Genomic DNA, 11,977 nt, shown 5'->3' with positions numbered 1-11,977 from the left:
GACTCAGCTCCCGCCCTTCGGCTGCTGGACCCGCGCCTGCGCCGGAGCCGAGGCCCGAGCCGGGCCATCGAGTCCCTGCCCCATGGTGCGGAGCACGAGCCGCATCGGCGTGGAATCGCCCACCGCGACCTCGATGGTGCCTGGCAGACCATGCTCGAGCGGGATGCCTCGTGGCAGCTCGTCCACCGACAGCTCGACCCGCACCAGGCCGTCGCGCGCCTCACTGGCCACCGCGACGACGGAGGCCTCGATCATTCCGAACTCCGTCCAGGAGAAGCCCTCCAACCGCATGCGCGCCCGTTGGCCCTCGCGGATCCGCCCCAGGGCCTCCGGGGTGAACTGCGCGACGATGCGCACGGGCCCGCCCGCCACGACCGTCGCGATGGGATCCCCCGCTTTCAGCTGCGCGCCCACTCGCACGGAGCTCGTCTCGCCGAGGACTCCGTCCGCTGGCGCTCGAACGATCCGGCCCTCCAGCTCGTCGCGCAGACGCTCCAGGGTGGCGCGCGCGACACGCTCCTCCGACTCGAGCCGGGCGATCTCCCCGCGCAACGAGGCGAGGCGGGTGAGCCGGTCGGAGGACTGCAGGCTCCCTTCCGATCTCACCCGCATCAGGGAAGCCCGGGCGGCCTGCTCGGCGGCCTGGGAGCGCTCCCACTCCGTGCGGACCCGGCTCCACTCCATCTCGCTCACCACGCCCCGCTGGAAGAGCTGCTCGAAGCTGGCCGCCTCCTTCTGGGCGCGGCGCGCCACCGCCTCGGCATCGGTGAGCCGGGCCCGCGCCTCCTCCACTCCCGCGGTCCCCTGCCCCTTCTGCTCCACCAGTGCCAGTTGCTCCGCCGCCAGCTCCGCGCGAGCGGCGTCCAACTGGGGGCCCAATCCCTGAAGCGAGGCCTCCGCCTCCGCCACCTGGCGCGCCTGCTCGTCATGCCCCAGCTCGACGAGGACATCTCCCGTGTGCACGGAGCGGTGGAGCTCCACCTGCGTGGCCACCACCTGCCCATCCACGGGAGCATCGATCGCATACACCTCGCGATGGAGCTCCAGCCGGGCCTGTGCGCTGCGCTCGTAGACGGTGACACGGGCCTGGAGGAACCAGAGGCCCCAGATGGCGATCAATCCCACCGGCAGCAGCCAGAGCACCGGCCGGCCCCGCCGTCGCAGCAGCGCGCGCCATGTGCGTGGGAACAAGCCTTCAACCTTCATGGAGAACCCCACGGAGGACCCTCATGAGCCCCCCCCCACCCTCGTGCGTGATTGCACTGTCCCATCCGATCGGCACCGCGGGGATGGAGGGCACCCGCTGGCTTCGTGAGGGACGCCCCCGCTCGTGAGGCTCAGCCCGCTCGCCCTCCAGGCAGGCCGGACCCACGGGAATGAGCATCACAAAGGCCCTGTCCGGTGCTCAGTCCCCTCGAGGTCCACCCTCGTCTGGAGCGGCCCGTGCGCGCGTGACCATCCCGGGCCCGCTCCCAGGAGCGCTCGCATGAATCAGGAAGCCGTGTCGCAGGAGCCCCAGGTGGAGCAGGAATCCGCTCGGGAAGCCGTGCCGTTGGATCCGCACGAGGTGTTGTACGTGCCCCTGCGGCGCCGCTTCACGAGCGAGTACGTGACGAACGAGGAGGGCCACCCGGAGCTGCTCATCCACTTCGGCTACGACGAGGTGTCCTTCGATGAGCCGGACCTGTTCGCCTTCGGGGAGACGCTGATGCAACAGGACCAGTTCATGGCGGGCAGCGCCACGGCGTGGAGCACGGGAGAGCCCTACGCCTGGGAGCGGGTGAAACGGCTGCTCGAGGCCCTGTTGGCCGAGGGGTTCCTCACGCGCGAGCCCCCGGGGAAGCCGCCCACCGAGAGCGAGTTCCACCGGAAGTTGATGGAGGACGAGGCGCGGCGGGAAGCGCCCACCGAGCCGCTGTGGTGGAACCCGGACTGTGCCCGGGTCATGGAGCGATTGACGGGGCGGCCGTTGGAGCTGGGCCATCTGGAGACGGTGATGCCGGTGCATCGCATCGCCCACCCGGCGCTGGATGCGGAGGGGCGGCACGTGGGGGAGATGAACGTCTTCCCCAACGCCATGCGGATGAAGATTCCAACGGAGTGGCGCATGTGCCAGTACCCGGGCAGCCGCTATCGCAACGAGGCGCAGATGAACGTGACGGCGCTCAAGGCGATGACGCGCTACTGGAAGCCGATGATGCAGGGACTGCTCCGGGTCCGCGAGGAGTTCCTGCGGCGCTACCCCCTGCTCCCGGACGGGCGCTGGCGGATGGGGGACCTGCACGCCCTGGCCTGCGACGTGCTGGCGCTGCCGACCCTGTTGCTGATGCGAGGGAACGCGCCCGTGCCCAACGGCACGCTGGAGCCGGTGCTGTCCTCCATCTTCCGGGTGACGGACGGCGTGCGGATGGTGCTGGCCTACCTGATGTTCCTCCCGGAGCGGCCGATGCCGTACGACACCCCCATCACGCCGGCCGAGCTGTACCGCTTCGTCGAGTACGGGAACTTCTTCATCTCGGGCCGGGGCGTCTGCGCGGGTCCACAGCCCATGGTGGAGGAGCTCTTCGCGACGTTGATGGAGGGCAAGCCCGTGACGGGGGCGCCGCCCGCGGTGCCGGAGTGGAACGCCGACATCCCCGCGGCGGTGGATTACGGGCAGCTCGGGCTCCAGCTCTACGCGCTCCAGTTCAACCTCTGGAGCTACATGGCCCGCGCCTACGAGGTGATTCGCGAGGCCCTGCTCCCGGTGGAGGACGCGCCAGGCAGCGTCCTGGGCCGGCTGCGGGAGCATGTCGAGCGGGACTGGGAGCTCATCCTGCCCACCCGCATGGAGCAGGCGGCGCAGCGGGACTGGGCCGAGGCCCGTTACATCGAGATGTTCGACCGGGCGCAGCGCGGCATGCGGGGCTTCCGGGAGGACACGCTGCTCCACCTGCGGGACGTGTTCACGCCCGCGAGGGACGAGATGGATGCGCGGACCCGCACGCTGCTCCGGGAGCTGCTCCACGCGCGAGCGGGCTCACCCTCGGGGACCCGGAGGGACGTCCTCGACACGGTGGCGGATGCCATCGCCGATTTCCTGGCCATCGAGCGTCCGGTGCTCCGGGCCCTGGACGGTGTCCAGCGTCAGGTCAATGCGCTGCTCCAGCGGCCCCATCCGGAGCGCAAGCTCACCAGCGAGGATCTCGCGCTCCAGCACCGCTTGCGCGTGGGCACCTTCGGCGTGCTGCCCCATCTGATGGACGTGCTCCGGGACGAGGTGGGCATCGCCCTCGAGACCACGGAGGACACCACGCACTGCTCCATCGCCGGGAATTGAAGTCACAAACGCCGTTTCGCCTCTCCATCCATGTGAAGGTCTCATCACAGGGAGCGAACACATGAAGATCAAGACGACGATTCGTGGCGGGCTGTTGTCCACCATCCAGACGGGTTCCATCATCGGCCGCGGCTGCTTGCCTGGAGGAGGCTTCCCCACCCTCCCGAAGAAAACCACCGTGGTGAAGTAGTCCCCGGACAGACGCGCTCGACTCCAGCCGCCAGTGGGTGGGCCCCCGCCCGCTGGCGACCGTGTCTTCGGGAGCGGCTCAGGAGCGGCCGAAGACGATCTTCTCGTCGCTCAGCAGCCGGGAGATGGCCGCCAGGCACACCGCGGCCAGCGCCACGCAGCCCACCGTGCTCAGCACGAAGGGCAGCGCGCCCAGCGGCTCGCCGCGCATCAGCTCCGACACCAGCAGCTCCTGGCCCAGCACCGGCACCACGAACATCCACGTCTGGCTCTGGATGGGAGAGAGCGCCAGCATCATGCCCGGAATCATGGGCAGCATCATGAGCAGCTGGAGGTACGTCTGCGCCTCCTTGAACGAGCGCGCGAACGTGGCCACGAGCATCTGCATCGCCGACGCGAGCAGCGCCAGGGGCAGCACCGAGCCCACCATGGCCGCGGCGGCCACCGCGTCCAGGCTCACCTTCACGCCCAGGTCCTGCAGCGGCACCCGCCTGGCCACCAGCATGAAGGCCACCGCCACCACCACCACCATGGTGCAGGAGAACACCGTGGTGGCCAGCCACTTGCCCACCACCAGCGTCCCGCGCTGCACCGGGTTGAGCAGCAGCGGCTCCAGCGAGCCACGCTCCCGCTCGCCCGCCATGGTGTCGATGGCCACGTTCAACCCGCCCATGAAGCAGGAGATGACGAGGAAGAGCGGAATCATGTTGAGGATGCTCGCCGCCAGCCGCTCCGGTGTGGCCAGGTCCACCTCTTCCACCCGCACCGGCGAGGCCAGCTCGGGCGCCACGCCGCGCGCCATCAGCCGCTGGGTGCCGAGCACTCCCGCGTACTGGCTCAGCAGCGCCTGGGTCCGCCGGATGGTGAAGCGCGCCTTGTTGCGCGAGTTGTCCATCACCAGCTGCACCTTCGCCGAGCGTCCCGCCGCGAAGTCCTTCCCGTAGTCCTCGGGGACGATGAGCACCGCGTCCAGCGTGCCGGCCTGGATGCGCGACTCGTAGTCGGGCGGAGCGTCGGACAGCTGGACGCCGTAGCGCTCCAGGAAGGCCATCAGGCTCGGCGCGTGGGCCCGCCCCACCACGGGCAGCTCCAGCGGCTTGTCCTGCCGGTTCCACGAGGCCAGCACCGAGAACATCACCGCGAAGAGCACGGGCCCCATCAACGAGCCGCCCAGCACGCTCGACACCGAGCGCCGGTCGCGCAGATGGTCCCTCATCTCCTTGCGGAAGACCGCCGTCAGGAGCGCCCTCACTGCATCAACCCCTGGTCACTGCCGATGACCGTCACGAAAGCCTCCTCCAGGCTGTCCTTCCCCGTCCGCGTGCGCAGCTCGTCCGGAGTGCCGTCCGCCACCACCCGCCCCTTCGCCACCACCACGATGCGGTCGCACAGCGCCGCCACTTCCTGCATCACGTGACTGGAGAACACCACGCAGTGCCCCTGCTCCTTGAGCCGGCGGATGAGCGTGCGCACCGCGCGCGTGCTCATCACGTCCAGCCCGTTGGTGGGCTCGTCCAGCAGCACGTTGCGAGGCCCGTGCACCAGCGCCCGCGCCAGCGCCACCTTCATGCGCTCGCCCTGGCTGAAGCCCTCGGTGCGCCGGTGCTCGATCTCCTTCATGTCCAGCAGCTCCACCAGCTCGGCGATGCGCTTGTCCAGCGTGGCGCCCGACAGGCCGTGCAGCTCGCCCGCGTAGTGGATGTGCTCGTGGGCCGTCAGGCGCGGGTAGAGGCCGCGCGCGTCCGGCAGCACGCCGATGGAGCGGCGCACCTCCAGCGGCTTGTCCGCCACCTCCAGCCCGTCCACCTTCGCGCTGCCCCTGTCGGGCCGGATGAGCGTGTAGAGCATCCGCAGCGTGGTCGTCTTGCCCGCGCCGTTGGGCCCGAGCAGTCCCGTCACCACGCCGTCCTCGGCGCGGAAGCTCACGTCCTCCACCGCCGTCACCGCGCCGAAGCGCTTGTGCAGGTTCGTCACTTCGATCATGTCAGGGCACCGGGCCAGCGAAGGAGGTGAAGAAGGGAGGACGCTTGAGGCCCTCGCCACACTTCGACGCGAGGCCCTCCACGCTGCCGCGGTTCACGAAGTCCTCCATCAGCGCGCGGGCGCACCCGATGGAGCTCGTCCCATGGCCCACGCCGGGCAGCGTCACGTGCAGGCTGTGCGTCAGCGTCTTCTTCGCGTCGTCGCCCCACGAGGGCGGCGTCACGGGATCCAACTCTCCGGAGAGCAGCAGCACCGGCGCGTCGGACTTCACGGGCTCGCGGTAGTCCTTGGGCAGCTCGCCCTTCGGCCAGAAGGCGCAGGGCAGCAGCAGGTTGCTCACCCCGGCCGAGCCCAGCCACGTACCCTTCGTCTCGCGCTCGATGGCCTCGGGGGTGATGTGGGGCGCGTCCTCCGCGCACACCACGGAGAGGAACATGCCCTGGCTCATGTTGCCGTTGATGCCGCTGCTCATGCTGTGGTGGATGGCGACGAGCGGCCGCCAGTCCCCCTGCGTGGCCCTGTCCAGCACCAGCGGCACCAGCGACGCCGCCTCGGGCATGTAGAGCAGTCCGCGCAGCACGCCGGTGAAGCCCTCCCGGGTGAGGGTGAGCTCCTCGGGCACGCCGGTGAGAGGGTGCTCCACCTTCGTGTGCACCGGAGCCTGTTGCAGCTGCGCGAGCAGCGCCTCGAAGCGGCCCCGCAGGTCCGGGTAGCGCTTCTTGCACTCGGCGTCCTGCTCGCAATGGGTGAAGAGGAGCTCCAGGGCGCGCTGGCTGTCGCGCGCGACGTAGAGGGGCAGCAGCAGCGACATGGGCGCCACGCCCTCGAGGATGGCCGTGCGCACGTGCTCCGGGTGCTGGCGCATGTACACCAGCGCCGCGCGCGTGCCGTAGGAGACGCCGTACAGGTTCAGCTTCTGGTAGCCGAGCGCCTCGCGCACCTCGTCCAGGTCGTCCATGGCGACGGGCGTGGTGTACAGGCGCACGTCCGCGTCGTAGCCCGCCAGGCACTTGCGGAACTCCTCTTCATAGAAGTTGGAGTCGAACTGTTTGGCCAGCGGCGCATCGGGAGGCACGGGGTCGCACGCGAGCGGCCGCGAGTCTCCGGTGCCGCGCTGGTCCACGAAGACGAGGTCGCGGTTGCGCTGGATGCGCTCGAGCACGGGCACCATGTGTCCGGCGAGCTTCGCGGCGCCCTGTCCGGGGCCACCGGCCAGCAGCACGAGCGGGTCCGGCGCGGGCGAGGCCGCGAGCGCCGGCACCACCACCACCTTGAGCGGCACCTTGCGGCCCTTCTTCGCCGCGCGGTCCTCCCACACCTCGTGGGTGCCACACAGGGCCTGGCGTCCCACGCCCTCCAGCCGGCAGGGCTCGAGGGCCATCTTGCGCGAGGTCTCCGCACCCGCACTCCGTGTACAGGCGGGCAGCGACAGCAGGGCACACAGGGCGGCGAGGAGGAGCCGGGAACCGGAGTCGAGCTTTCTCACGGCACCAGACTTACCACCGCTCCCCGGCCCCATGCATGTTGTCACACGGAGAGTGGCGGTCCGCTCCACGAGCCGGTTTGAATGGCCCGGCGGCTCATCCGTCCGCTGACATGCCCATGACCATGAACCTGAAGAACCGACCCCTCCTCCTCGTCGCCACCCTCGGCCTCGTCCTGCTCGCTGGCTGCGCCTCGATGCAGAAGATGCTGAAGAACGCCTTCCAGAAGCCCCGCCTCACCTTCAAGACGGCGCGGCTGTCCCAGGCCTCGCTCTCCGACGCCACGGTGGACCTCGTCTACCAGATTGAAAACCCCAACCCGCTGGGGCTGTCGCTGGCCTCCATCGACTACGCCTTCTTCGTCGAGGACAAGCAGGTGGTGGCCGGCACGCCGCCCAAGGGCCTCAACATCGCGGCCCGGGGCAAGTCGGAGCTCACCTTCCCGGCCAACGTGAAGTTCGCGGACATCGCCCCCGTGGTGACGACGTTCCTCACCAAGGACAGCGCCCGCTACAAGGCACAGGGCAGCCTGGGCATCCAGACGCCCATCGGCGTGCTCAAGTTCCCCCTGGAGCACGAGGGCGTCTTCGAGGTCCCCAAGATTCCGCAGGTGCAGTTCGAGGCCCCGCGCATCACAAACGTCACGCTGCAGGGCGCCACGGTGGAGTTCCCCCTCGTGGTGAAGAACCGCAACAGCTTCCCGCTGCCGGTGGCCGGCATCAGCGGTGGCCTGAAGGTGGCCGGCGCCAGTGTGGGCAACCTCAACACGGGTGACCTGGGCCTGCTGGAGCCCGGTGGCACGAAGCAGGTCACCCTGCCGCTGACCATCAACTTCCTGAGCGCGGCGAGCGCGGCCAGCGCCCTGCGCTCGGGCGGCAGCGCACAGGTGAAGTGGGACGGCAAGCTGGTGTCGGGCGGGCAGAACGTGCCCCTGGACGTTTCTCAACTCCTGAATTTCCGGCGTTAGCGGGGAGGGCGAGGGGGCAGCCGGGCGGACGAGTCATTGAAGGTTGTCCCCCGGCGCCTCAGCCGTTACGGTTGCGCCGCATCTTTCCGGGTCCCCCCATGCGCCGAATCCTCTTCAAGTCGAAGATCCACCGTGCGACCGTCACCCAGGCCGACCTGGATTACGAGGGCTCGGTCACCATCGACAGCCACCTGCTGCGCGCCGCCGACATCCTGCCCTTCGAGAAGGTGGCGGTGTGGAACGTGACGCGCGGCACGCGGCTGGAGACGTACGCGCTGGAGGGCGAGGCGGGCAGCGGCGTCATCTGCATCAACGGCGCCGCGGCGCACCTCAACAAGCCGGGGGACCTGGTCATCCTGGCCACCTTCGCCGAGGTGGAGGAGCACGAGGCGCTCAACTGGAAGCCCACGGTGGTGTTCGTGGACGAGAAGAACCGCATCGTGCCCGGCCGGACGGAGGAGATTCCGGGTCCGGCGCGCCGCATCGCCTGAACGGCGCTGGACGCTCGGTGCGTCCCACCGCTTTACGCTCCGGCGCGGGCTTGCCATGCTCGTGCGTCCATGAAGGGCGGTCCTCCGCCCCGGAGGCGAGCGAGCGATGAAGTGGACCTGGGCCTGCGCGGGCCTGCTGTGGGTGCTGGCGGGCTGTCTCACCGACAAAGAGGCCTTCCGGCCCAACCCCAACGATGAGGATCCGCTCGTGGGGGCGGTGCCGCTGGTGCGCTCGCCACAGAAGGACCGGTGCGCGCAGCATGGGCGCTCGTCGGTGCGGGGCAACTGTGACGAGGCGAAGTACCTGGCCACCGAGTACACGCGCCGGCTGTCGGTGGGGGACGAGGTGTGCCTGGAGGGGGGCTATGGTGACGAGCCGGGCGGGGCGTGCAAGGCGCGGGCGGCGGTCATCGACACGGCGCCCAACCGGGTGAAGCTGGAAGTGCGGACGGCGAAGCCGGACTCGCGCTGGTTCAACGCGGAGATGCGTCACGCCTGGTACGAAGAGGGCGCGCTGGTGGACCTTTACCTCGCCGAGCGGGGTTACTGAGGGAGGGAGAGACGAATGGCCTTCTATGAGCCCATCGCGGACAAGGTGAAGCAGCTGACGCCCGCGGAGCTGAAGAAGCTGGCGGACACGAAGCTGTCGGATCTGGTGCAGCAGGAAGTGCCGAAGGCGCGCAAGCGGGTGTTGGAGCTGGAGCAGCGCTATCCGTCGGCGGGGCTGCGCGAGCGGGCGCAGCGGATGATCGACGAGAAGAAGCACGTGGCGAGCATGACGGGAGGGGTGTTCGGGGCGTTCGGGCTGTTGGGGTTGCCGGCGGACCTGACGGTGATGGCGTGGCTGCAGCTGACGCTGCTGGTGGACGTGGCGACGCTGTACAAGGTGAACCTGAAGAGCGAGCGGGCGCGCAACGAGCTGTTGGACCTGTACGGGTACACGACGGGCGTGGGGCCGATTCAGCGTTCGGGGCCGAGGGTGTTGGGGAAGGTGGCGGAGGTGTTGCTGACGAAGGGAGGCCTGCAGACGTTGGGGCGGGCGATGCCGTTCGTGGCGGCGCCGGTGACGGCGTACCTGAACAACCAGCACATCCAGAAGGTGGGAGACCACGCGGTGCGCTTCTACGAGGGTTTCGACAAGGCGCACGCGAAGACGAAGGCGGCCTCGCGCAAGGCGGGCTGAGTCCACTCGCCGATGACTGAACGCGCCCCACAAGTCTGTCCGAGCACGGGGGCCTACCTGCGCCCCTACTTCGAGTCGTTGCTGGCGAAAGCCGTGTCGGACGCGACGCTGGCGCGGATGCCGCTGACGGTGCTCTGGGTGGACGTGGACGAGACGCAGGAAGGCAACGACGCGCACGGCCGCGAGGCGATGGACGCGGCGTTGAGCGGGCTGGTGGACGAGCTCGCGGCGGAGCTGGACGGGCGGGGGCCGATTGGCCGGATGGAGGGAGATGCCTTCGCGGCGAGCCTGTACGCGGTGGCGCCGCACATGAGCGTGAGGCTGGCGGAGGGGCTGCGCCGGCGGCTCGCGGACCGGCGGTTCCGTTCGCAGACGGGTGGCTTCCAGCTCACGGTGTCGGTGGGAATCGCGGGGCTGAGGCCCGGAGAGCCCTACGGCAACCTGCTGGAGGCAGCGGAGGCCTCGTGCGTCCAGGCGAAGCAGGCGGGGCGGAACCGGGTGGTGGTGCGCTGATGACTCCCTCGCCCTCCGGGCGAGGGGAAATGGGCGCGAGTCAGGGCATGTGCCCGGCGGCCCACCGTGTTCACTCACTCGATACTGAACGCCTTCATCCGGGCCTTGAGCGTATTGACCGCGATGCCCAGCTCCTGCGCGGCGCGGGTCTTGTTGCCCTGGTGCTTCGCCAGTGCCTCCCGGAGGTCCTCCGCGGTCAGGTCCACGGGCCGCTTGCGCAACGCGGTCACGGGCACCTCCAGGGTCACCCGAGCCATGGATGCGGAACCCTCGCCCTCGAAGCCCATCTGCCTCTGGCCCAGATACGTCTTCACCGCCTCCAGCGTGATGACGGTCCGCCGGTGCTCGATTCCCTCGAGCGACTGGAGCGCCACCTCGCGGGCCACCACCGTGCGCACCGTCGACTCCAGCTCGCGAATCTGCCCCGGCCAGCTCGCCTTCTGCAGGTAGGCGATGGCATCGCTGGTGAGCTCGGCGTCGTACTGCTGCTCCACCTTGAGCCGGTGCAGGAAGGTCTCCACCAGACTCGGGATGTCGTCGCGCCGCTCCTCGAGCGTGGGGAGGATGATGACGTCCCCCGTCGCGAGCCGCTGCGTGAGGTCCGGCCGCAGCCCGGTCTGCTGGAGCGCCACCTTGGAGGCGGAGATGAGCCGGAAGCGAGGTGGCGGCTCGCGGAAGTCCGCGGGAGCCCCCAGCGGCGCGAAGTTGCCGGTGCCCTCCAACACGTCCACCAGGAAGTCCTGGGCGATGCGCGGCAGGAACTCCACCTCGTCCAGGAAGAGCGTGCCCCGGTTGGCGCTGTAGAGCTTGCCCACTCGCGCGTAGGACGCATCCGTGAACGCGCCCTTCACGTGTCCGAGCAGCTCGCTCGTCAGCGCGTTGATGTCCTGGGGCAGCCGGCCGCAGTTGAGGATGACGAAGTTGCCCTCGAGCCGGCCGCGGCTGTGGATCTCCCGCGCGATGTACGTCTTCCCCGTGCCCGACTTCCCCAGCAGGAACACCGGGAGCTGGTGCCGGGCACAGACGTTGATGGCGCGCTCGAGCCGGACCGTCTCGGGCGACTTCCCCTGCTGCGAGCGCGAGCCCGCCACCAGTCCGTGCGGCACCTCCTCCAGGAGGGTGATGCGGCTCCTGCCATTGCCCAGCAGCACCACGTCTCCGGCCTCCAGCACCTGGTCCCTCGAGGCGCGGATCTCCTGGAAGTGCCTGCGCTCGTCGCCCTCCACCTGGACGTCGCTGCGGCCCAGGAAGCTGTGGTTGCGTGAGTTGAGATCCCGGTACACCCAGCGGTGGTCCTCGCGGAAGGACAGCCGCCCGTGCTGCCGCGACACCGCGTCGTGCGGGAAGACGACGGTGGACTCGGGCGCCCGTCCGAACACGTACGAGCGGTCCGGATACAGCGCGACGATCAGATCCTCGATGCCCTCCCGCTGGACGCGCAGCGCCCGGGGCTCGCGGTACGGCGCCGCCTCCACCTCCTGCGCGGGGGCCGGCGCGCCCAACGTCCTCAGCCGGCCATCACTCGTGCTGGACAGGCCGTCCTCCGGCGTCTCCTCCAGCGCGGGGTCCGTGATGGCCTGGATGGAGATGCTGGTCTTCTCCAGCGAGGGGCCGTTCAGCGCTCCGCCCTCCTCCGCCTGCTCCTGCCCGCCCTGCTCCTCGCCACGCCTCTCCCGGGTCGTCATGCGGCGCCCCCCTTCGGCTGATTGCCATCAGAGTTGATAGCAGCTTTGACGAGTCCATGCTGACAGGTCCCCCTGTCACCCCGCTGCGACCTATCACAAGTCCTTGAAACAACTCGGGATTCTCCCTCGCGTCACGCCCGGCACGGACCGTGCTCCAGCAGGG

Annotated in this window: 12 protein-coding genes; 7 read left to right on the top strand and 5 right to left on the bottom strand. The window is 69.6% G+C overall.

Annotation, left to right across the window (positions count from 1 at the left end):
* Positions 1 to 3 precede the first annotated feature (3 nt).
* Positions 4 to 1,191, bottom strand: a complete 1,188-nt coding sequence (locus tag VFZ09_RS03400; protein ID WP_329726004.1) for an HlyD family secretion protein — start codon at positions 1,189 to 1,191, stop codon at positions 4 to 6.
* A 295-nt stretch (positions 1,192 to 1,486) separates the two neighbouring features.
* Here VFZ09_RS03400 and VFZ09_RS03395 point away from each other — a divergent pair, with 295 nt between their 5' ends.
* Both VFZ09_RS03395 and VFZ09_RS03390 read left to right on the top strand, forming a co-directional pair.
* Positions 1,487 to 3,319: a hypothetical protein gene (locus VFZ09_RS03395; protein WP_329726003.1), complete on the top strand. Its 1,833-nt coding sequence runs from the start codon at positions 1,487 to 1,489 to the stop codon at positions 3,317 to 3,319.
* A gap of 61 nt (positions 3,320 to 3,380) precedes the next feature.
* Positions 3,381 to 3,509 carry a hypothetical protein gene (locus VFZ09_RS03390; protein ID WP_329726002.1) on the top strand — a complete coding sequence of 43 codons (129 nt, stop codon included), beginning with the start codon at positions 3,381 to 3,383 and terminating at the stop codon, positions 3,507 to 3,509.
* Positions 3,510 to 3,587: 78 nt separating this feature from the next.
* Here VFZ09_RS03390 and VFZ09_RS03385 read toward each other — a convergent pair whose 3' ends face one another.
* Genes VFZ09_RS03385 through VFZ09_RS03375 form a run of 3 tightly spaced genes read right to left on the bottom strand, consistent with a single transcriptional unit; the run spans position 3,588 to position 7,010 of the window.
* The gene (locus VFZ09_RS03385; protein WP_329726001.1) at positions 3,588 to 4,760 is read right to left on the bottom strand and encodes an ABC transporter permease; all 1,173 of its coding nucleotides are present in this window, start codon (positions 4,758 to 4,760) and stop codon (positions 3,588 to 3,590) included.
* Positions 4,757 to 5,491, bottom strand: coding sequence for an ATP-binding cassette domain-containing protein (locus tag VFZ09_RS03380; protein ID WP_329726000.1), 735 nt, complete (start codon positions 5,489 to 5,491; stop codon positions 4,757 to 4,759). The genes VFZ09_RS03385 and VFZ09_RS03380 overlap by 4 nt, the downstream gene beginning before the upstream one ends.
* 1 nt (position 5,492) lies before the next feature.
* Positions 5,493 to 7,010: an alpha/beta hydrolase gene (locus tag VFZ09_RS03375; RefSeq protein ID WP_414640668.1), complete on the bottom strand. Its 1,518-nt coding sequence runs from the start codon at positions 7,008 to 7,010 to the stop codon at positions 5,493 to 5,495.
* A gap of 89 nt (positions 7,011 to 7,099) precedes the next feature.
* On the opposite strand from VFZ09_RS03375, the gene VFZ09_RS03370 reads away from it, so the two are divergent.
* The 5 genes from VFZ09_RS03370 (at position 7,100) to VFZ09_RS03350 (ending at position 10,129) form a co-directional block, all read left to right on the top strand.
* Positions 7,100 to 7,942, top strand: coding sequence for an LEA type 2 family protein (locus VFZ09_RS03370; protein ID WP_329725998.1), 843 nt, complete (start codon positions 7,100 to 7,102; stop codon positions 7,940 to 7,942).
* A gap of 98 nt (positions 7,943 to 8,040) precedes the next feature.
* A complete protein-coding gene (panD, locus tag VFZ09_RS03365) occupies positions 8,041 to 8,433 on the top strand; it encodes an aspartate 1-decarboxylase (protein WP_329725997.1) in 393 nt (130 codons plus the stop codon).
* Between the two features lie 106 nt (positions 8,434 to 8,539).
* Positions 8,540 to 8,983 carry a hypothetical protein gene (locus VFZ09_RS03360; RefSeq protein ID WP_329725996.1) on the top strand — a complete coding sequence of 148 codons (444 nt, stop codon included), beginning with the start codon at positions 8,540 to 8,542 and terminating at the stop codon, positions 8,981 to 8,983.
* A gap of 15 nt (positions 8,984 to 8,998) precedes the next feature.
* Positions 8,999 to 9,616 (top strand): EcsC family protein, encoded by a 618-nt coding sequence (locus VFZ09_RS03355; RefSeq protein WP_329725995.1) that lies wholly within the window; start codon positions 8,999 to 9,001, stop codon positions 9,614 to 9,616.
* A gap of 12 nt (positions 9,617 to 9,628) precedes the next feature.
* On the top strand, positions 9,629 to 10,129 hold the full coding sequence (locus VFZ09_RS03350; RefSeq protein ID WP_329725994.1) for a GGDEF domain-containing protein: 501 nt from the start codon (positions 9,629 to 9,631) through the stop codon (positions 10,127 to 10,129).
* A gap of 74 nt (positions 10,130 to 10,203) precedes the next feature.
* On the opposite strand, the gene VFZ09_RS03345 is transcribed toward VFZ09_RS03350, so the two are convergent.
* Positions 10,204 to 11,814, bottom strand: coding sequence for a sigma-54-dependent Fis family transcriptional regulator (locus VFZ09_RS03345; protein WP_329725993.1), 1,611 nt, complete (start codon positions 11,812 to 11,814; stop codon positions 10,204 to 10,206).
* Between the last annotated feature and the right edge of the window lie 163 nt (positions 11,815 to 11,977).

It is taken from the genome of Archangium sp. (genome assembly GCF_036277355.1).
In the GTDB taxonomy this organism is placed as follows: domain Bacteria; phylum Myxococcota; class Myxococcia; order Myxococcales; family Myxococcaceae; genus Archangium.
Note: the sequence above shows the minus strand (reverse complement) of the source record. Positions and strands in the feature narration are given on the sequence as shown.